We start from the raw sequence: 18740 nt of genomic DNA, 5'->3' as shown, positions 1-18740 counted from the left end.
ATTAAATGATTCAAAGAAAATTAACGCGTGTTGTAGATTTAAATGGAAAAGTAAAAATAGGTGGAGATAATCCAATTTTAATTCAAAGTATGACTAATACATCAACTGCAGATGCAGAAGCAACTATAAAACAAACGCAAGCACTTTTTGGTGCTGGGGGTGAAGCAGTAAGAATTACAGTAAATGATGAGGAAGCAGTAAAAGCATTACCAGAAATAAGAGCTGCATTTCCAAATAAGCCTCTAGTTGCTGATATTCATTATGATTATACAAAAGCGCTTGCAGCAATAGAAGCAGGTTTTGATAAAGTAAGGATTAATCCTGGGAATATAGGAGATAAAGAAAAAGTAAAAGCTGTTATTGAGGCAGCAAAAAAAGCAAATGTTGCAATAAGAATAGGAGTAAATGGCGGATCATTAGATAAGGATATTGAAGAAAAATATGGGAGAACAGCACAAGCAAGTGTTGAAAGCGCAATGCAATATGTTAAAATGATGGAAGAATTAGATTTTCATAATTTTGTTTTATCAATTAAATGGAGTGATATACCAAGAATGATTGAAGCAAATAGATTATTATCCAAAAGAACAGATTATCCATTACATTTAGGATTAACAGAAGCAGGAACAGTTTTTTCAGGTAGTGTTCTTTCAGCAGCAGCATTAAGTCCTTTACTTTTAGATGGTATAGGGGATACAGTAAGAGTTTCTTTGACAGGTGATCCAGTTAGAGAATTAAGAACTGCAAAAATAATATTCCAAGGTCTTGGCTTAAAGATTTTTGGTCCTAATCTAACTTCTTGTCCAACTTGTGGAAGAACTGAAATAGATTTAAACTCAATGGCTGAGCAAGTAGAAGAAAGATTAATGCGCGAATATTCTGATTATATTATGCATGTAGCAGTAATGGGTTGTATTGTAAATGGAATAGGAGAAGGAAAAGAAGCAGATATTGGAATAGCAGGCGGAAAAGGAAGAGGAGTTATATTTAAAAAAGGAGTTCAAATCGGAACATATCCAGAAGCAGAATTAATAGATAAATTATTTGAGTTAATAGGATATATGGTGCAAAATGGAGAAGTTAAAAACATAAAAAAGGATGAATAATATAAAAAGAACGAGTTGCACATTTCCAAATGATATGCGCGAATTATATTATAACCTTCATCCAGAAGAAAGATTAAGTGCTAAATTAAAAAAAGTATTTTCATTTTTAAATATAAAAGCAAAAGAAAAAGGAGATAATGAGAATGACTGAAACACAAACTTTACCAAAACAAGAGAAAAAACATCTTAAAAAAGGTGTAAGTATTATTATACCTGCAGGAGGAAAAGGAACACGTTTTGGAGAAGATAAACAATTATTTGAACTTAATAAAAAACCTATAGTTCAAAGAACAATTGAGGTTTTTGCAAATTTACCCTTAGTTGATCAAATAATAGTCGTAACAAATGAAGAAAGAAAAGAACAAATTTTATCTTGGGATATAAATTTTAATTTAGATTTTGCAATAGATGGAAAAGAAAGATATAATTCAGTTTATAATGGTTTGAGAGAAGTTAAATATGCTGTTGTAGGAATACATGATGGAGTAAGATGTTTAGTAACAGAAAAAATAATAATGGATTGTTTAATGTGTATTTTAAATAATGACGCAGATGCTGTTTTTCCAGCTATAAAACCAGTTGATACAATACGTGCCATTGTGGGTGAAAACAAATATTTTACTCCAGATAGAAATACATTATTAGCAGTTCAAACTCCTCAAGTTTTTAAAACAGAAATTATTTTAGATCTTTTTAATAAATTTTTTGAAAATCCAACAAACATAACTGATGATATAAGTTTAGTTGAGTTATATGGAAAAGAATATGTAATAACACATGTTTTAGGAGACCCAAGCAATATAAAAATAACAACTCCGTTTGATATTCAAATAGCAGAAACAATTCTTAAAAAAAGAGGTGAATTAATTGAATAAAGAAGAATTAAATAATAAATTTATAATCTTGTTAAATTTTAAAACATATAAAGAAAGTTTAGGTGAAAAAGGAAAAATATTGATGAAAGCAATTGCTGATAATAAAGAATTAGCTGATAAAAAAAATGTAATTGTTTTTGCATGTCCTCAATTTGTTGATTTAAGAGAGTTTTCTAAAATAGATGAGAATATATTAGCTCAAGGTGCAAGTAATTTTGAAGCAGGAGCACATACAGGAAGCAACACAATTGATGCTTTAAAAGATGCTGGTGTAAAAGGAATTTTAATTAATCATTTTGAGAATCAAATTCCTTTAGAAAAAATAAAACATTTAATACAAGGATGTAAAGATGCAACTTTATTAAGTATTGTTTGTGCAGATACTATTGAAAAAGCTGAACAAATAGCTGAATTTAAGCCTGATTATTTATCAATTGAACTTCCAGAATTAATAGGAACTGGCATTTCATTAACAAAAGTTAATCCAGAGATAGTTACAAATACTTTAGAAAAGATAAAAGAAGTTCCTGTGTTATGTGGTGCGGGTATTGCAGATGCTGAAGACGTTAAAAAAGCAAAAGAATTAGGAGTACAAGGAGTGTTAGTAGCAAGCAGGTTTGTTAAAAGCACAGATCCAAATAAATGGGTTAAAGAAGTTTTAGACGTGATTTAATGGATTTATTAACAACAGTTTCAATATTTTTTGATAATGATATTGTTTTAATCGGTTTCTTGTTTTTATTGCTCTTTATAACTTCAGTTTTATTCAAAAAGCAGAAAACAAAATTAAAAAAAGTAATTTTAGCCACATTTATTGGGGTGCTTTTTGTAATTGCTGCAAAAGAAATAATTACAGAAGACCGAATTTGCATTATTGAACAATCAAAAATAGCTTGTCCAGATTCTTATGCTTTTCCAAGCGGGCATTCAACAATGGTTTTGATATTCGCAATAATTCTTTTAGGGGAGCCTTCGTTTTTTATATTTCTATTATTTGCTTTATTCATAATGTATTCACGCCTTTATTTGGGGGTTCATACTCCTCTAGATATTTTGGGGGCAATCCCATTTGCATTTGTTTCATGCGCATTAAGCGATCTTATATTTAAGCGCTTTTTAAAAGAGGAAGATAAAAATGAATGAAGATGAAAGGCAGGCAATACATATATTAATTGGTTTTGTTTTTCTTGCTCTTTTGATTTTATCTGGGAGAATAAATACGCTTTATATTTTATCTGCAGGCCTTATTTTAGGTCTTGTTTTAATTCATCTTTTTATTTCGGGAATTAGGGTTCCTGTCGCAAGCTGGTTTTTTGACAAATTTGAGCGCAAAAATGTTCTTCCTGGCTATGGCTCTCTTTGGTATGTTGTTGGGTGTATATTTATTCTTTCAATTTCCCAAAATGTGAATTTAATCTGTGCAGTTTTTTTTATTTTAGCTTTAGGGGATGGCTTTGCAACCATAATTGGATCAAGAGGAAAAATGAAATTATTTTATAATAAAAAGAAAACATTTGAAGGAACTCTTGCTTTTGCAGTTTCTTCATTGCCTGCCCTTTTCTTTTTGCCTTCTATTGTTTGTTTTGTCGCAATTATTGTTTCAGCTTTTGCTGAAAGTTTAGATTTAGGGATAGATGATAATTTTATCATTCCATTTGTTTGCTGCTTGGTTTTTTTCATTTTGTAATTATATTAATTTTATTTCCACATTCTTGACATTTCTCATTTTTCAAATAGTTTTCAGTATAGTTGCCAAAGCGCTTTACTACTGCATTTTTGCACTTGGGACAAAAAGTATTACTTCCTTCACTATATTTTATATTTCCAGTATAAACATAATTCAATCCCTCTTCAAGTGCAATCTCCCTTGCTTTTATAACAGTTTCTTCAGAGGTAAGATGTATAGTCATCCTATTTGCGGGGAAATAAGCGTTGAAATGTAATGGGATGTTTTTATCTAATTTTTTCACCCATTTGCTTAAAGCAATAATTTCATCTTTTGAATCATTTAATCCTGGGATAAGTAACGTAGTAAGCTCAATATGCTGTATTTTATGGAGAGCTTTGATTGATTTAAGCACCCCACCTAATTCAATTCCCCCACAAATATTATTATAAAACTTTTCATTAAATGCCTTAAGATCAACATTGCTTGCGTTAATAACCCCTTTCATTTTCTTTATGCATTCATCTGACATATATCCATTTGTTACAAAAATATTGAATAATTTTTGCTTTTTTGCGATTTTAGCGCAGTCATACGCATATTCAAAGAAAATTGTAGGTTCTGTATATGTATATGCAATTCCTTGAGCCTTGTTTCGTAAAGCTATTTGACTTATTTCTTCTGGTTCTTTTTCCACACCTGAAATTGCACGCCAATTCTGGCTTATATCTGGATTTTGGCAATGGTCGCACGAAAAATTGCACCCTAAAGTTGAAATCGAAAATACATGTGATCCTGGATAAAAATGATATAATGGCTTCTTTTCAATGGGGTCAGTATGAGATGCAATTATTTTTCCATAGTTCAAAGAATACAATTTTCCTATTATATTTTGCCTAACTCTGCAAAAGCCTGTTTTTCCTTCTGAAATCGTGCATTTCCTCCTGCATAACAGGCAGGAAATAGAAGAATTTTTTTCTCTTTTGTAAAACTGCGCTTCTTCCATTTTTAAAATTTAAAACTACTTGTTTAAATACTTTACTTACCAATTAATTTATCATGTCTTTTTGTGTTATACATAATGGGGGGAGTAACGGTAAAAATCATATTTCAATTAATGAAAAAAAGACTGGAGAGGTATTTTTTTCTAAGGATGTTAAATTAGAAGATACTTTGCCTTTAAGAAGAAGAAAAAGAAAAATATTTAGTAATTTTGGTTTAATAGATTCAAAAGAAGCTGATTTACCAATAGATTCTCTTGTTGAAATAAATGATGATTTAAAAAAAGCATATGAAGAATTTGAATTGAATTTAAATTGTATTAATGGAGTTAATCATAAAATACTCTTTTTTGAAGATTATAAGACACCAATAAATTGGGATTCATCAAAATTTGAAGACAGCAATTTTTTAATAATAACTCATTTGACTTATGATAAAAAAACAAAAACATTAAAAGAAAAACTTTTAATGGAAGTCAGTTTAGAAAAAACAGGTTCTAAATTATTTGACCAAAAAGCAGTAAATAGAATTTATGAAGAAGGAAATGAAGATCAAATAGATATATATTTTGAAAATCAATGGAAAGAAGGAGTTAAAAATAGGTTTAAAGACCTTGAATGCAATATATCTAATGAACAAGCACAAATGATTTTTCCATTTTTAATGCAAAGATTATTTGAATTAGCCCCAAATGTCATTGATACAAAATATATTTCAAAAGGAAGATTAATATTTGATGAAAAAAAAGGTAAGATAGAACATAAAAAAGTAAAATGTAAAGAATTAGCTGGAAGACAAAGAGCGAATATCTCATATCATCCATATATTTATAATCAAATATTAGAGTTAGATGCAATTTCAAGAAAAAAAAGACATATTCAAAGGAGAGAAAACATACAGGAGGATTATGTGAATGCAATATTACAAGAATTATCTTATGTAGACTATTTGATAAAAGAAAAAGGACAAGATAATTTAGATTATATTGTTCAAGACTGTTTTATTAAACATAAAAAAATATTTTTTAATCTTAATACTAATAAAGAAACCAATTTGCCTACTGAAAGTGCAAGAGCAAAATTTGCATACACCATTTATTTATTAAAACAATCAAAAGAATGTGGGAAACAAACAACAGCATTAATTTTAGATAAAGTATTTGAATTTTTAAAGACACAGTATAAAGATCAAAGAAAAGCAGAAAAAGTTATATCTATGCTTAAGCAGGATATTATAAGAGTATCTAAAAAAGGATTTTTTGAATTTGATGAAATAAATATGCCGAATATGCCAAGAATAAATTTATTGTTAAATCCCTCAAACCAAGCTGTTTATTCTGAAAAAAATATTTTTATAAAAATTTTAACAAAAGATGGGAAAACTCATTTTTTCAAAGAATTTGCAGAAGGAAAAATAAAATTAGAAGATATTTCTGAAGTTTTATATATGAAAGGAAAAACTATTGTTTATTCTAGTAAAGAACTTCCTTCAATTGCTTTTGATGTTATATCTGATATTTTACCTTATAACGAAATGAAAACGAAAGTTAGAAAATTATTCAAATATTATATTGATATTGGAAATAGATTAAATGTTCTAGAATGTTGGTCAGATGAAAGGGAGCTTGAATTTGAAGGTGAAATATATACAGGACATGAAATTTATAATTTAATTAGAAGGACATATGGAGAAGCAAATGAAGTGCAATATACTCAAGCTGTTAAAAAAATATTAGAAGATATAATTGAAGAAGAATATAAAAAAGGACCATTTACAGAGGAAAGAAAAAGAGAAATAGAAAGAAAATATTCTTATAAATATATTGGCCCAGATCTTAAAAGAGCAAGACATATGACTGGATATGCTGCTGAAACATTTATTTTAGCAGGAATAAAAGAGGTAATAAAACATAAATTTCCAGATTATTCTATTATCGATTATTTTCCAAAAAATATTGAATTTTTATATAATAAAAAAACAGTTTCAACAAATGGAAATGGATCTTCTAAAAGAGTAAATGATGAATTACATCCAGATTTTAAAGTTGTTTTAAAAAAGGAAGACGAAATAAGAGAAATTTTAATAGAATCTAAATGCAGAAGAAAACTAAATTCCGGGGATAAATTAAATGAAAAGATATTAGACCAATATAAAGGCATAAAACCAGAAGATGTTTTAATAATCCTTTCTACCTGGCAAGGAATTGAAAGACCAGAATTAGATAATTCTGAAACATTTAAAGAAATTGAAATGATGTTTAATACTTGTTTTACTAAAGAATTTTATAATATTTTAAAAAGAGTAAATATTCAGATTGACGGAGAAGATATAAATTTAGGAGAAGAATATAGAAAATTTATAAATGCGCCAACAAATTATATTTTGACTGAAACAAATTTTAAATTAATAAAAAATAGATTTAGTATGCGTCAATTATTACCTGGTTTTGAATAAAATTATATTTTCTCAAAACCATTGAAATGAATTTTATTATCATTTTTATCAAAAATTTCAATAACTTTGTATTTTCCTTTAGTCCAAGGTTCATCATTTAAAAGAAAATGTGTAGCTTCTAAAATAATAATACTTGCTAATGGTTTTGAAAGTTGTGCATTTCCTTTTGTTTCTAAAAGTGGAATTTCGCCTTCTATCCAATAATTTCTTTGTCCTTTTTTTAAGAAATTATAAATTTTTTCAACTTCTATATTTTCTGGTATACATTCCTCTATTTCTCTATTTCCTTTTTTAAATTCATCAAAATTTCGTAATGCCAAATCAGGGTTGTATTCAGTTTGAATTCCCATTTAATTTCCCTTTTATTCAGATAAAAAAATGCCGAGAGCGAGATTTTCACCAGTAATCTGGATTTGAATTCGCTAGCCATTTCAGGTGTTTCTTTTGAACCCTGGGGTCTTTTCTTTACAAAGAAAAGGGGCCACTCGCGACTTCCAGATTTCTCAGTTTAGTGTTTTCACACCTATTTATATCATTGCTTTTCAGCTCATTACTCATAAAGCTGTGCTTATGAGTCTGGCACTCTGACCAAACTGAGTTACCTCGGCAAAGCTTTTCTTTCTTGTGAAGCTTTGCTTCACAATTATCAAGCAAAGCTTGATATCTTGGAAGAAAGAAAAGGCTTGCGAAAGAAAGAACCTTTATTCTCCCAAAAGAAAAGTATAATATTTCTGTGTATAAATTAATAAAAAGGCTTGGTTTGAATATTATTTGAAATATATGGGAAAATACCTAATATTAAAATGTCCAAAATGTGGAACAATACAAGCGACTACTTCTAAACAGCGCTTAAAATGCAAAATGTGCGCTAAAACAACGACTTTAAATGATAAGAGTATTATTAGATATGGAGAAGTAGATAACCCGCAGGAAGCTTCTTACATAGTTAGAAAGCTAAAAGAAAAAGAATGGGAAAAAGATAAAAATAAATAATCGAAAATGCCCATAGAAACATTTATAAACACAAAAATTTATATAATTAGTATAAAAGAGGTGTTTATATGAAATTTAGTGAAATATTTACTAAAGAAATTGGCAGATTGCCTTTTGATAAAAGTAAAACTATAAAACCAAGAGATTTTATAACTGCAACTCTGTTAGTTGAAACATTAATTTCAATGGCATGTGAAGGTCACTATGTTGATACAGAGAAAAAATTTATAGCTTATAAAGAAGGAACAGCAGTTGTTGATATAGCATATGATATATCTTTAGTCGAAGATGAATGTGATATGCCAAGAGATTATGTATATTATGCAGGATATGATTCTGCAGGAATATTATTGGTATATAATAAAAAAACAAGTTATTATGCTACAGAACCAACAGAAGTGGATAGCTCTTGGTTATGTTTTTATGCAGATTTATAATTTTTCTCTTTTTTTAATTTTATTTAAAAAATAAAAGCAGTGGATAGTAATCTGCCTTCTGTTTTAAGCAGCATTCGACTAAGCGCCTAAAAGGCTTGCATCACTATACGACTGCGCACAGGCGCGTTTCATCCTTTTTGCAAAGGTATCGTTTCTGTTCCTGATTTGTCCTTAAGACTTCACAGCCAAAATGATGGGCAGAATTTCCTCCCTCTGGGGTAAGCTGCTCATCCACCACTTCATACTAACTTTTATAATGCCTTGCCTTTAAAAATATTTTGATACATGATTAATACTTAATAATTTAAGAGGGATTTTTATGAATATGCGTTGTGAAAGATGTAGTGCACTAGTACATAAGGTAGAAAAATGCGATTATTGCGAAAAGAAAATTTGTAATGAATGTGTTAAATCATCTAGAAAAGATAAATCTGGAGTAAGAAGATTAATTTGTAAAGATTGCTGGGGAAGTGTAAAAAAGAGAAAAGAATTCCAAGCAGATTAAACTTTTTTTATTTCTATTTTTATTTTCTCTTCTTCAATATTTACTTCTGGAATTTTTACTAATTCTTTTTCAGTAATATTAATTGCATTAGTTTGTTTCATTAGGATTTCCTTATATTTATTAATTATTTCAGTTAATTTTTTAGAACCTTTAAAGAAAATATTTATTTCATCACTTTCAACAAGTTTTTCTTCTTTTCTTAATTGCTGTATTCTCCTTGCAATTTCTCTTAACATTGCTTCTTCAAATAATTCTTCATTTATTTTTGTATATAAATATACTTTTCCTTTTTCAACTAATGTAATTTCATAATCTTTTGCTTTCTCTTCTATTTCAATTACTTCTGGTTGAAGTTCAAAACCATCACCAATATATTTCTTTTTTCTTCCTAACGTTTCTTGTAATTTTTCTGGGTTTTCATTTTTTAAAATTTGGATAATCTTTTCATCTAATCCGCTTGCACGATACAATTTTTTTATTTTACCTTCTTTGATTTCTACTTTATATTCTGATTTAATCTCCACATTTTTTTCAATTGTTTTAACATTTGCAAGCCATTCAATTATTCTTGATAATTTATCTATTGTTTTTTCAGCTTCAGTTGATTTAGTATTAAAAATTATTTTTTCTAACGGCCACCTTAATTTTATATTTGCTTTTTGTCTTGCATTTATCGAAGCAGAAGTTATTTCATCTGCTATTGTCATCCCATTTTCTAATAATTTATCTATTTTTGTTATATCAAATGAGGGCCAGTCAAATAAAGCTAAAGATTCCTCTTTTTTATCTTTTTTATATACATCTTGGTATATTTTTTCAGATGAAAATGGAGCAATTATCATAAGCATTTTTAAAGTTTCAAAATATACTTCATATAAAGTTGATAATGCTTCATCAGCATGAACTTCTTCACTCATCCTTTTCTTTAGTATTTTCATATAAAATCTGCTTATATCTTCAGTTATGAAAGTTCTTAATATTCTTGTAGCAGTGTGTAGTTCATAATTATCCATTAATTCAGTTGTTTCTTTAATAGTTGAATTTAATCGTGATATAATCCATTTATCTTCTATTTCCAGATCAATTTCATTAATTTCTTTTTTTGAATCAAATCTTTGTAAAAAAGTTCCAATATTATAAATGATATTCAAAGTACTAAATGCCTCTTTCATATCATTCCAATTAAATTTAATATCTTCAGCAACATTACAATTTAATCCCCATAATCTAAATGTGTCTGCCCCATATTTTGATATCATATCATTAAATGGAACAAAATTACCAACACTTTTACTCATTTTTTCTCCTGTTTCACTTACAAAAAAACCATGCATCATTACTTTTTCATAAGGTGCTTCATCCCATTTGATAATTCCAGATCCCAATAATGAATAAAACCAACCTCTTGTTTGATCTTTACCTTCAACTATAAATTGAGTTTTTTTGTAAATTTTTCTTTCGTCTTCTGTTAAAGATGCCCAAATTACGTTTCCTGAATCCATCCATACATCTAATACATCTTCAACTCTTTTCATTTCTCCCCCGCATTTGCATTTAAATTTAATTTTATCCATTTGTGGTTTATGTAGATCTTTAACTTTTTCTGGAAGTTCTGATGCTGAACCTATAATTTTTTTCTCTCCACATTTTTCACATATCCATATAGGTATTGGGATACCCCAAAATCTTTGTCTTGATATACACCAATCAGGAGCAATAGATACAAAATCTTTAAATCTAGTTCTTGCAAATTTAGGATACCAATTAACTTTGTCAATTTCTTCAAGCATTTTTTCTCTAACTTTACTGATATTTATGAACCATTGATCTGTAGTTAAAAATATCAATGGAGTTTTACATCTCCAGCAGTGGGGGTATCTATGTTCAATTTCTTTTTCATAAATTAATGCACCAATTTTTTCTAAATCTTTTATAATATCTCTATTTGTTTCTCTAACTGGTTTTCCTTTATATTCACTAGTTATAAATTCTCCTTTTTCATTAACTGGTGAATAAATTTCTAAATCAAATCTTTTTCCAATTAAAAAATCTTCTGGTCCATGTCCTGGTGCGCAATGAACTAAACCAGAGCCTTCTTCTAAAGTAACAAATTCATCTGATAAAACAATTCTTCTTTCAATATCATGATTAATTTTATCTTTTAATGGATGAATATATTTTTTTCCTTCTAATTTTTTTCCACTCATCTCTTCTAAAATAACAGGTGAGTCATCTGTATGCTTTATTACTCTATCCAATGCTTCTTTTGCAACCACCCAGGTTTCATTTCCTATTTTAACTTTAATATATGTATATGTTGGATGAACCATTATTGCGATATTTGATACTAAAGTCCAAGGAGTTGTAGTCCATATTATATAATATAAATTTTCATCTTCAACTGATCGCATTTTAACAAAAATACTAGGATCTTTTTGTTCACCATATTCTAATTCATAATTTGCTAAAGTAGTTGCACATCTTGAGCAGTATGGTAAAACATAAACCCCTCTTGATAATAATCCTTTTTCATCAGCTTTTTTTATTGTTTCCCATGTGGATTCAATAAATTCATTTTTATATGTTAAATACGGATTATCAAAATCCATCCAAATTCCTACTCTTCTAAATTGATCTCCCATAACTCCAACATATTTTGTTGCAAATTCTTTACATTTTTCAATGAATTTAACTGTTCCATATTCTTCAATATCTTTTTTTGTTTTTGATCCTATTTCTTTTTCTACTTTTACTTCAATAGGCAAACCATGAGTATCATAACCTGCTTGTGCCCTTACATTTTTTCCTATTGCTCTTTGATATCTGCAAACCATATCTTTTAGTGTTTTATTCCAAACAGCACCTGGATGTAATTCACCAGTTGCGTAGGGAGGGCCATCGCAAAAATAAAAATTTTCTCCATTTTCATTTTTTTTATTCACTTTTTCCAATATCTTTTTCTTTTCCCAGAACTTAAGCATTTCTTCTTCAATTTTTATGATATCTTGCATATTAGTACCTCAATTAGTCTTATTATTTCTTTAATGGGGGGTAATGTATTTAAATAATTGTATCTTTAATTTATTGTGTTGTGATTATATGGTTAATGAACTTTTACCTTGGACAGAAAAATATAGGCCTAGTAAATTAGATGATATAATTGGCCATACTGAAATAATTAATACTTTGAAAGCATTTGTTAAACAAAAGAATATGCCTAATTTATTATTTGCAGGCCCACCAGGAATAGGAAAAACAACTGCTGTTTTAGCTTTAGCAAAAGAATTATTTGGTGATGATTACAAATCTTGTGTTTTAGAATTAAATGCATCTGATACTAGAGGAATTGAGGTTGTAAGGGGACAAATAAAAGAATTTGCTAAACAAATTGCATTATCTGGCGCACCATTTAAAATCATTTTTTTAGATGAAGCAGATTCATTGACTCCAGATGCACAACACGCATTAAGAAGAACCATGGAATTATATGCTGGGATAACTAGATTTATTTTAAGTTGCAACTACTCATCTAAAATTATTGAACCCTTACAAAGCAGATGTTCTGTTTTTAGATTTACATATTTATCAAATGAAGATATTGAAAAAATGATAATTAATATTGCAAATAAAGAGAATTTAAAAATTGATAAATCCTCGTCAAATGCTTTAATATATATTTCAAATGGAGATATGAGAAAATCAGTTAATGCATTACAAGGTGCTGCATTACAGACTAATAAAATAACAGAAGAATTAATATATAAAATAAGTAGCAGAGCAAGGCCTAAAGAAATTTTAGATATGATTGAATTTTGTTTAAAAGCAAATTTTATTGAATCAAGAAAAAAATTAGATAATTTGATGATAGAGTATGGAATGAGTGGAGAAGATGTTTTGCTTCAAATTTATAAAGAAGTTCCAAATTTAGAAATATCAGAAGAAAATAAAATTAGATTAATTGATAAAATTGGAGAATTCAATTTTAGAATTGTTGAAGGAGCGAATGAAAGAATTCAATTAGAAGCATTATTAGCTCAAATAATGCTCATTGGTAAATCTAAGTAATTCTTCAATAGTTTTTATTTTTGAAATTTTCAACTTTTTTTGTTTATTTGTTTCAAAACACATTAAATGTATTTTTGCTTTTTGTAATTCTAAACAATTAAATTTTTTTGCTAATTTTAAATATTCTAAAAATTGTTTTTTATTTGGATTTATATTAGAAAATATTCCTGGATTGCCTCTTGCACTTCTAGCTATACTTATTCCCTTCCATCCTTGTTTAAATTTTTCTTGTGCTTCAGTATAAGAGTTAATATCTCCATTTCCATAAACTGGAAAATTTGCTTTATCCCTTATTTTTTCTAAAATATCCCAATTTGCTTTTCCAGAGTATCCTTGTGCTTTTGTTCTGCTATGTATTATTATAAAATTTAATTCACAATCATTTATTTCTTTTAAGATATTAAATATTTCTTCTTCTTTTTCATATCCTAATCTTAATTTACAAGAAATAGAGTATGGACATATTTTTGACGCATTATTAATTATTTTTTTAATAGTTTTTGGATATTTTAATAAATATGATCCTGCTTTATTTTCATTTATATTCTTAGATGGGCATCCAAAATTAAAATCTATTCCTTTTGAATTATTTTCTCCAGTTTCTATTAATTCTACTGTTTTTGAGATTCCTTTGAATATTTCCTTATTCGCTGTTCCCATTAATTGAATATATCCGTTTTTTTCTTGTTTTGGAATGTATATTCTATTTAATGACCTTGGATTTTCTCTAGCAATTGCGATTGGAGAAGTCATTTCAGTGATTGTTAAATTTGCTCCATATTTTTGACATAGAAGTCTAAAACTAATATCTGTATAATTTTCCATTGAACCTAAAATTAGTTTATTCATATAATCATTTTTAATATTAAAATGGGGGAGCCGTGATTTGAATTTCCGAAATCAAATTTTCTTTTTTGGATAAAGACTTTTTTCTTTTTCTAAAAGAAAAAAGGATTTACACGGATCACCAGCTCCCAAAGCTGGCAGCATACCAGGTTAACCTACTCCCCCAATATAAAGTTTTTATTATGTTTTATTTATAAAACTATCATAAATCAATAAATTCTATTTTTATTTTATTTGTTTGTTCATCTATGTTTATAACTCCTGCTTTTAACTTTTTAGCAGGAGGTAAATTAATTACTGTTGTATTCCCTATTTTTTTAAAATCACATTCTTCATGAACATGTCCGCAAATAAATAGTAAAGGTTGTTTTTCTTCAATCATTTTATTAAAAGCATTAATTCCAATATGTAAAAAATCAAAAGTTTGATCTAAAATATTTAATGGAGGGGAATGTGAGATAAATATTGTTTTATTATTAATATTTAATTTATTTATCTCATTTTCAAATTCTTTTTCTGTTTTTACTCCAGGTTGATTTTGAAAATATGAATTATGTTTAATACTTCCTCCAATCCCAGTTATATTATAATTATTAAAAGTTTCAGTTTTGTTTTCAATACAATACTTTCCTAAAATTTTCTTAATTTCTAGGGGATCACAATTTCCTAATACTGCAAATACTTTTTCATTTTTTAAAATTTTTATTAAATCTTCAACATAAGAAACAGGTCCAAAATTAGTAATATCTCCAGAAATAGTAATTATATCATACTTGTTATTTTTAAGATGTTTTTCTAAAAGAGTAAGTATCATCTCTTCAGAATGTAAATCAGCCAATGCAAGAATTTTCATTTAAGCACCTTAAGATCTAAGTATTTTATTTATTTTAATTTCCATGTCTTCTTTTAATTTTTCAGCAATGAAATTTTTAGTAAATGAATCTGCTCTTGCAGCTATTACAATTTTAGAAGCTACAGTTCTTGCTATTTTTCCTCTTTTTTTCTTTGGCGCTTTTCCTACTGCTGCAAATTGAAATATTAATCCATGTTTTGGTGGTTTACTTCCTGTTTTTAAATGTTTGAATAATGCTTTTTCCGCACCCAAAACTTGAACTGTGCTTGCTGGGACTACACCTAATTTTTTTAAACCACCTACAGATGCAATTAACTTTGCAGTTAATTCTGGGCCTATTAAATAAGAAACGTTTGGTGCAATATTTTTTGTTACTTCATTAGTATACTGTTCAAGGTTATTTTTTAATTTTATTACTTCTAAAATTTCTTTAGCAATATTAATTAATTGTCTTTTATCTTCTTTTGTAATTTCAATAATATTATTTGGTAATCCACCTTCTAAAATACTTGTACAATAAAGTTCGATACTCTTTGCCTTAAATTCAGGATAAAAAAGTTTATTCCATTCTTCTAGTCTTTCAAACATCATGTTTATTATTTTAATTAAGTCTTCAGTAGTATTAACTGCATTAATTATAATAAAATCTTTTTCTTTAAGTGCTTCTTTAAGATTTTCTCTTGCTTTCCTTAGAGCACTTTCTCTATCTATTACCATAAATTAAATATGTATGATATACTTTAAATTGGTTTGCTTGTTTTGAAACTACCCAAAAAGTTTATAAATGAGACTAGACAATAACATATTACTAGTTTTGTTTCATTAGCCGATGAAACATAGAAATATGTGAGGTGTATAAATTATGGCATATATAAATAAAGAGACTTCACCAGAAGTTGCAGCTAAAGTATTAGAAATATTAACTATAGCTAAAGATACTGGTGTTGTAAAAAAAGGAGCAAATGAAGTAACAAAGAGTATTGAAAAAGGAAATGCACAATTAGTAGTAATTGCAGGAGATGTAACTCCACCAGAGATTGTAGTTCATATCCCTTCTTTATGTGTTGAAAAAGGAATTGCATATGAGTTTATAACTACAAAACAAGAATTAGGAAATGCAATTGGTATTTCAGTTGGTTGTGCAGCAGCAGCAATTCAAAATGCTGGAAATGCATCAGAGTTATTAAGAGATATTTTAGATAAAGAAAAGAAAAAAACAACAAAAGTAGCTGAAGATAAACCTGTTGATAAGACTTCCAAAGAAAAACCAAAAAAAGCAGAGCAAAAAAAAGATAAGACCCCTAAAGAAAAACCAAAGAAAGCAGAAGAAGCTAAAGAAGAATCAAAAGAATAAGGTGAATTAATATGGCTGATGAAAATGAAGGAACAAAAGCAGAAGTTGTTCAAGTTGAAGCAAAAAAAACAGGTATTCACGGAGAAATAAATCAAATATTATGCAAAATTCTTGAAGGCAAAGATAAAAATAGAATTTTAAGAAGAAATATCAAAGGACCAGTTAAAGTAGGGGATATAATGGTTTTACTTGAAACTGAAAGAGAAGCTAAGAGAATTAAAACAAGATGAGGTAGATAAAAATGAGATGTAGTTTTTGTGGTGAAGAAATAGATAGAGGAACTGGATTTATCTACGTTAAAAAAGATGGTAAAGCTTTACAATTTTGTACACAAAAATGCAAGAAAAATTTATTAGTACTTAAAAGAAAAAATAAAAAAACTCCATGGACTAAACATGTTAGAGATGCAAAAGCAGAATTAAAAGAAGAAGTTAAAAAAGAAACTAAAGAAAAAACTAAGAGACCAATGAGAAAGAAATCACAGAGGTAAATCTTTATGATAAATATTGAATCCAACTCTTTTGAAAGAACTTTGATTATTTTCAAACCAGATGCATTAGAAAGGCATTTGGTTGGATTAATTTTAAATAGATTTGAAGATAAAGGTTTGAAATTAGTTGGAATGAAAATGGTCTGGATTTCAAAAGAATTTGGTGAAAAACATTATCAAGAGCATAAAGATAAACCTTTTTTTAGTATTTTAGTTGATTATATAACAAGCGGTCCAGTGATTGTAGCAATATTAGAAGGTAAAGATGCAATTGAAGTTGTAAGAAGATTAATAGGCCCTACAAATTCTAGAGATGCACTACCAGGAACAATAAGAGGAGATTTTTCAATGAGTAAAGTTAATACATTAATACATGCAAGCGATTCAAAAGTTTCAGCAGAAAGGGAAATAAATTTATTTTTTAAAGAAGAAGAATTAATTCAGTGGAAAAGAACAATTAAGAAAAGACTTTATGGTGATGAAGAGCTTTAACTTCTTTTACTAAACCTTTTTATTTCTTTTTTTAATATATTAAATAGGTTATTTTATGGATAATAAAAAAAATGAGAATTTTTCAGAATGGTATACGGAGATTATTCAAAAAGCAGAATTAGCAGATGTAAGATATAATGTTAAAGGATTTGTGGTATTTATGCCTTGGTCAGTAATGACTATGGAAATAATGTATAATATTTATGAAAAAGAATTGCAAAAAAAAGGACATAAGCCTTCATGGTTTCCTATTGTAATTCCAGAATCTAATTTTCTTTTAGAATCCTCACATGTAGAAGGTTTTACACCAGAAGTATTTTGGGTAACTGAACATGGGAAAGGAGAAAAATTAGAAGAAAAATTAGCTTTACGACCCACAAGCGAAACAGCAATGTATAAAATGTATTCCTTATGGATACAAGGATTAGTTAATTTGCCTTTAAAAATTTATCAAAGGGGTTCTGTATATAGACATGAAACAAAAGCTACAAGGCCCTTTATTAGAAGTAGAGAATTCTTTTGGATTGAAGCACACAATTGTTTTGCAACAAAAAAAGAAGCAATTAAACAAGTAAAAGAAGATATGGATACAACTGAAAAAATGTTGCATGAAGAATTTTGTGTTCCATTTATTGGTTTTCAAAGACCAGAATGGGATAAATTTGCAGGAGCAGTTAATACTTATGCAGCAGATACTTTAATGCCTGATGGTAAAGTTATACAACAGCCTTCAACACATTTATTAGGCCAGCATTTTTCAAAACCTTTTGATATTAGTTTTCAAAATGAAAAAGGAGAAAAAGAATATGTTTGGCAGACCTGCTATGGACCTGCGATTTCAAGAATGTATGCTTCTTTAATTTCATGTTTGGGTGATGATAAAGGATTAAGATTTCCATTTAAATTAGCGCCTATTCAGATTATTATTGTTCCTATTTACAAAGAGGAAAATAAAGTTCAAGTATTAAAATACTGCAATAAATTGAAAAAATCTTTAGAAAAATCTTATAGAATTGAAATTGATGATTCTAATAATACTCCTGGTTTTAAATTTAATGAATGGGAAATGAAAGGGGTTCCATTAAGATTTGAAATAGGTGGAAAAGAAGTTCAAGACAATAAAATTACAGTTTCATTAAGAACTTCTAAAGAAAAACAATTAATAGATCTTGTTAAAGTTAAAACTTTTATAAAATTAAAAGCAATTGAAATTACAGAGCAATTAAGAAACGAAGCTAATGATAATTTTAAAGATATAATTCATGATGCTAAAACAATGGATGAATTAAAAACAGCGCTTAATAAAGGCGGTTTTGTAAGAGCGCCATTTTGTTCAATTGATATGAAAGGCAGAGATTGTGCAGATAATATAAAAGCAGAAACTTCTGGTGATGTGCGCGGTATAAAATTTATTAATCCTGAAAAACCAGATAAAGATGATAAATGTATTTATTGTGGAAAACAGGCTAAACACATTGTTTATATTGCTAAACAATACTAATTTTTATAAAAAGAAAATAGTCCCACCCGGATTCTCATTTCCTGTTTTTTCTTTTTAGTACAGGTTTTTCTTTTTTCTTAAAAAAGAAAAAAGTGTATTCG

At 27.9% G+C, this 18740-nt stretch carries 21 protein-coding genes, 2 tRNA genes, 1 other RNA gene and 1 pseudogene; 16 read left to right on the top strand and 9 right to left on the bottom strand.

Annotated elements, in window-relative coordinates; genetic code table 11:
- Nucleotides 1-5: 5 nt before the first annotated feature.
- From ispG to WC356_00315, 6 genes are read left to right on the top strand one after another with little or no spacing between them, the layout of a single operon-like run.
- Nucleotides 6-1106 (top strand): flavodoxin-dependent (E)-4-hydroxy-3-methylbut-2-enyl-diphosphate synthase, encoded by a 1101-nt coding sequence (gene ispG, locus WC356_00340; protein MFA5381587.1) that lies wholly within the window; start codon nt 6-8, stop codon nt 1104-1106.
- Nucleotides 1099-1257 (top strand): hypothetical protein, encoded by a 159-nt coding sequence (locus WC356_00335; GenBank protein MFA5381586.1) that lies wholly within the window; start codon nt 1099-1101, stop codon nt 1255-1257. The genes ispG and WC356_00335 overlap by 8 nt, the downstream gene beginning before the upstream one ends.
- On the top strand, nt 1250-1981 hold the full coding sequence (locus WC356_00330; protein ID MFA5381585.1) for a 2-C-methyl-D-erythritol 4-phosphate cytidylyltransferase: 732 nt from the start codon (nt 1250-1252) through the stop codon (nt 1979-1981). Before WC356_00335 ends, WC356_00330 begins: the two co-directional genes overlap by 8 nt.
- A complete protein-coding gene (gene tpiA, locus WC356_00325) occupies nt 1974-2654 on the top strand; it encodes a triose-phosphate isomerase (GenBank protein ID MFA5381584.1) in 681 nt (226 codons plus the stop codon). The genes WC356_00330 and tpiA overlap by 8 nt, the downstream gene beginning before the upstream one ends.
- Complete coding sequence (locus tag WC356_00320) at nt 2654-3124, top strand: phosphatase PAP2 family protein (protein ID MFA5381583.1); 471 nt, start codon at nt 2654-2656, stop codon at nt 3122-3124. Before tpiA ends, WC356_00320 begins: the two co-directional genes overlap by 1 nt.
- On the top strand, nt 3117-3668 hold the full coding sequence (locus WC356_00315) for a hypothetical protein (protein ID MFA5381582.1): 552 nt from the start codon (nt 3117-3119) through the stop codon (nt 3666-3668). The genes WC356_00320 and WC356_00315 overlap by 8 nt, the downstream gene beginning before the upstream one ends.
- Here WC356_00315 and amrS read toward each other — a convergent pair.
- Complete coding sequence (gene amrS, locus WC356_00310; GenBank protein MFA5381581.1) at nt 3658-4653, bottom strand: AmmeMemoRadiSam system radical SAM enzyme; 996 nt, start codon at nt 4651-4653, stop codon at nt 3658-3660. The two genes, WC356_00315 and amrS, sit on opposite strands and share 11 nt — an antisense overlap.
- A 53-nt stretch (nt 4654-4706) precedes the next feature.
- Between amrS and WC356_00305 the strand changes: the two genes are divergently transcribed.
- Nucleotides 4707-7103, top strand: a complete 2397-nt coding sequence (locus tag WC356_00305) for a hypothetical protein (protein ID MFA5381580.1) — start codon at nt 4707-4709, stop codon at nt 7101-7103.
- Between the two features lie 2 nt (nt 7104-7105).
- Here WC356_00305 and WC356_00300 read toward each other — a convergent pair whose 3' ends face one another.
- Together WC356_00300 and WC356_00295 are read right to left on the bottom strand one after the other, a co-directional pair.
- A complete protein-coding gene (locus WC356_00300) occupies nt 7106-7453 on the bottom strand; it encodes a hypothetical protein (GenBank protein MFA5381579.1) in 348 nt (115 codons plus the stop codon).
- A 29-nt stretch (nt 7454-7482) separates the two neighbouring features.
- Nucleotides 7483-7711 (bottom strand) — tRNA-Met (locus WC356_00295).
- A 172-nt stretch (nt 7712-7883) separates the two neighbouring features.
- On the opposite strand from WC356_00295, the gene WC356_00290 reads away from it, so the two are divergent.
- Nucleotides 7884-8096 (top strand): DUF1922 domain-containing protein, encoded by a 213-nt coding sequence (locus WC356_00290; protein MFA5381578.1) that lies wholly within the window; start codon nt 7884-7886, stop codon nt 8094-8096.
- A gap of 68 nt (nt 8097-8164) precedes the next feature.
- Nucleotides 8165-8533 (top strand): hypothetical protein, encoded by a 369-nt coding sequence (locus WC356_00285; protein ID MFA5381577.1) that lies wholly within the window; start codon nt 8165-8167, stop codon nt 8531-8533.
- 35 nt (nt 8534-8568) lie between these two features.
- Here WC356_00285 and rnpB read toward each other — a convergent pair.
- Nucleotides 8569-8772: RNase P RNA component (gene rnpB, locus WC356_00280), an RNA gene on the bottom strand.
- An 80-nt stretch (nt 8773-8852) separates the two neighbouring features.
- On the opposite strand from rnpB, the gene WC356_00275 reads away from it, so the two are divergent.
- Entirely contained in the window at nt 8853-9038 is a 186-nt protein-coding gene (locus WC356_00275) for a hypothetical protein (GenBank protein MFA5381576.1), read from the top strand.
- On the opposite strand, the gene ileS is transcribed toward WC356_00275, so the two are convergent.
- Nucleotides 9035-12049, bottom strand: coding sequence for an isoleucine--tRNA ligase (gene ileS / locus WC356_00270; GenBank protein ID MFA5381575.1), 3015 nt, complete (start codon nt 12047-12049; stop codon nt 9035-9037). The two genes, WC356_00275 and ileS, sit on opposite strands and share 4 nt — an antisense overlap.
- 88 nt (nt 12050-12137) lie before the next feature.
- Between ileS and WC356_00265 the strand changes: the two genes are divergently transcribed.
- Nucleotides 12138-13103, top strand: coding sequence for a replication factor C small subunit (locus tag WC356_00265; GenBank protein MFA5381574.1), 966 nt, complete (start codon nt 12138-12140; stop codon nt 13101-13103).
- Here the strand turns inward: WC356_00265 and WC356_00260 are convergent.
- From WC356_00260 to WC356_00245, 4 genes are all read right to left on the bottom strand, one after another.
- On the bottom strand, nt 13068-13952 hold the full coding sequence (locus WC356_00260) for a tRNA-dihydrouridine synthase family protein (protein ID MFA5381573.1): 885 nt from the start codon (nt 13950-13952) through the stop codon (nt 13068-13070). The genes WC356_00265 and WC356_00260 overlap by 36 nt on opposite strands.
- Before the next feature lie 22 nt (nt 13953-13974).
- Nucleotides 13975-14114 (bottom strand) — tRNA-Pro (locus WC356_00255).
- Nucleotides 14115-14151: 37 nt separating this feature from the next.
- Nucleotides 14152-14802, bottom strand: coding sequence for a metallophosphoesterase (locus tag WC356_00250; protein ID MFA5381572.1), 651 nt, complete (start codon nt 14800-14802; stop codon nt 14152-14154).
- Between the two features lie 9 nt (nt 14803-14811).
- Nucleotides 14812-15519, bottom strand: a complete 708-nt coding sequence (locus tag WC356_00245) for an NOP5/NOP56 family protein (protein MFA5381571.1) — start codon at nt 15517-15519, stop codon at nt 14812-14814.
- 142 nt (nt 15520-15661) lie between these two features.
- Between WC356_00245 and rpl7ae the strand changes: the two are divergent.
- The 5 genes and pseudogenes from rpl7ae (at nt 15662) to proS (ending at nt 18639) form a co-directional block, all read left to right on the top strand.
- Nucleotides 15662-16006, top strand: a pseudogene (rpl7ae, locus tag WC356_00240) (50S ribosomal protein L7Ae).
- Between the two features lie 161 nt (nt 16007-16167).
- Nucleotides 16168-16386: a 30S ribosomal protein S28e gene (locus WC356_00235; GenBank protein MFA5381570.1), complete on the top strand. Its 219-nt coding sequence runs from the start codon at nt 16168-16170 to the stop codon at nt 16384-16386.
- 11 nt (nt 16387-16397) lie between these two features.
- Complete coding sequence (locus tag WC356_00230; protein MFA5381569.1) at nt 16398-16646, top strand: 50S ribosomal protein L24e; 249 nt, start codon at nt 16398-16400, stop codon at nt 16644-16646.
- Between the two features lie 6 nt (nt 16647-16652).
- Nucleotides 16653-17138, top strand: a complete 486-nt coding sequence (gene ndk, locus WC356_00225) for a nucleoside-diphosphate kinase (protein ID MFA5381568.1) — start codon at nt 16653-16655, stop codon at nt 17136-17138.
- Nucleotides 17139-17193: 55 nt separating this feature from the next.
- Nucleotides 17194-18639, top strand: coding sequence for a proline--tRNA ligase (gene proS / locus WC356_00220; protein ID MFA5381567.1), 1446 nt, complete (start codon nt 17194-17196; stop codon nt 18637-18639).
- Nucleotides 18640-18740 lie beyond the last annotated feature (101 nt).

The sequence above is a fragment of the Candidatus Micrarchaeia archaeon genome (genome assembly GCA_041653315.1).
In the GTDB taxonomy this organism is placed as follows: Archaea; Micrarchaeota; Micrarchaeia; order Anstonellales; family JAHKLY01; genus JAHKLY01.
This window is presented reverse-complemented; position numbering and strand designations above follow the sequence as displayed.

Bases quoted from the DNA above. Each gene is read 5' to 3' on its own strand.
- ispG (MFA5381587.1), top strand. From the start codon at position 6: ATGATTCAAAGAAAATTAACGCGTGTTGTAGATTTAAATGGAAAAGTA.
- WC356_00335 (MFA5381586.1), top strand. From the start codon at position 1,099: ATGAATAATATAAAAAGAACGAGTTGCACATTTCCAAATGATATGCGC.
- WC356_00330 (MFA5381585.1), top strand. From the start codon at position 1,250: ATGACTGAAACACAAACTTTACCAAAACAAGAGAAAAAACATCTTAAA.
- WC356_00320 (MFA5381583.1), top strand. From the start codon at position 2,654: ATGGATTTATTAACAACAGTTTCAATATTTTTTGATAATGATATTGTT.
- WC356_00315 (MFA5381582.1), top strand. From the start codon at position 3,117: ATGAATGAAGATGAAAGGCAGGCAATACATATATTAATTGGTTTTGTT.
- amrS (MFA5381581.1), bottom strand. From the start codon at position 4,653: ATGGAAGAAGCGCAGTTTTACAAAAGAGAAAAAAATTCTTCTATTTCC.
- WC356_00305 (MFA5381580.1), top strand. From the start codon at position 4,707: ATGTCTTTTTGTGTTATACATAATGGGGGGAGTAACGGTAAAAATCAT.
- WC356_00300 (MFA5381579.1), bottom strand. From the start codon at position 7,453: ATGGGAATTCAAACTGAATACAACCCTGATTTGGCATTACGAAATTTT.
- WC356_00290 (MFA5381578.1), top strand. From the start codon at position 7,884: ATGGGAAAATACCTAATATTAAAATGTCCAAAATGTGGAACAATACAA.
- WC356_00285 (MFA5381577.1), top strand. From the start codon at position 8,165: ATGAAATTTAGTGAAATATTTACTAAAGAAATTGGCAGATTGCCTTTT.
- WC356_00275 (MFA5381576.1), top strand. From the start codon at position 8,853: ATGAATATGCGTTGTGAAAGATGTAGTGCACTAGTACATAAGGTAGAA.
- ileS (MFA5381575.1), bottom strand. From the start codon at position 12,049: ATGCAAGATATCATAAAAATTGAAGAAGAAATGCTTAAGTTCTGGGAA.
- WC356_00265 (MFA5381574.1), top strand. From the start codon at position 12,138: ATGGTTAATGAACTTTTACCTTGGACAGAAAAATATAGGCCTAGTAAA.
- WC356_00260 (MFA5381573.1), bottom strand. From the start codon at position 13,952: ATGAATAAACTAATTTTAGGTTCAATGGAAAATTATACAGATATTAGT.
- WC356_00250 (MFA5381572.1), bottom strand. From the start codon at position 14,802: ATGAAAATTCTTGCATTGGCTGATTTACATTCTGAAGAGATGATACTT.
- WC356_00245 (MFA5381571.1), bottom strand. From the start codon at position 15,519: ATGGTAATAGATAGAGAAAGTGCTCTAAGGAAAGCAAGAGAAAATCTT.
- WC356_00235 (MFA5381570.1), top strand. From the start codon at position 16,168: ATGGCTGATGAAAATGAAGGAACAAAAGCAGAAGTTGTTCAAGTTGAA.
- WC356_00230 (MFA5381569.1), top strand. From the start codon at position 16,398: ATGAGATGTAGTTTTTGTGGTGAAGAAATAGATAGAGGAACTGGATTT.
- ndk (MFA5381568.1), top strand. From the start codon at position 16,653: ATGATAAATATTGAATCCAACTCTTTTGAAAGAACTTTGATTATTTTC.
- proS (MFA5381567.1), top strand. From the start codon at position 17,194: ATGGATAATAAAAAAAATGAGAATTTTTCAGAATGGTATACGGAGATT.